The following is a 480-nucleotide window of genomic DNA, read 5'->3' as shown; positions in this document are numbered from 1 at the left end:
TGCTGTGGTTCTTCTCCCGGAGAGTGTTGCCGCAGCGTTTGTGACTGGAATACCACGGTACGAGAGACACACACGTATAATATAGTCGATAGATTAATCCGTCGGCTGACGTTCCGACACGACATGGGTCTTCGTGATTTCCACCCGGCCGTTCTCGCAACGGCACTCGCAACGTTCGTCTCCTTTCTCGGCATCGGCGTCGTCGACCCGATTCTTCCGGGCATCGCCCGCGAACTGGGGGCCTCGCATTTCATGGTCGAACTCCTGTTCACGAGCTATCTGCTCGTCATGGGGCTTGCGAACCTGATTGCGGGCGCGCTCGCCACGCGAATCGGGAGCAAGCGGACGCTCCTCTTGGGTCTCGCCACCGTCGCCGTCTTCGCGGGGGCGTGCGCCCTCGTCTCCACCATCGAATCGCTCGCGGTGCTCCGCGGCTTCTGGGGGCTGGGGAACGCGCTTTTCACCACGACCGCGCTCGCC

1 protein-coding gene is annotated in these 480 nt (G+C 62.1%); it reads left to right on the top strand.

Annotated features, from left to right (window positions below; genetic code table 11):
* Positions 1-123: 123 nt before the first annotated feature.
* Positions 124-480: MFS transporter (locus DVK00_RS20845; RefSeq protein ID WP_121578520.1), on the top strand; the 357-nt coding region annotated here is incomplete at its 3' end.

This window comes from Haloarcula sp. Atlit-47R (assembly GCF_003665985.1).
Lineage (GTDB): Archaea > Halobacteriota > Halobacteria > Halobacteriales > Haloarculaceae > Haloarcula > Haloarcula taiwanensis.
Note: the sequence above shows the minus strand (reverse complement) of the source record. Positions and strands in the feature narration are given on the sequence as shown.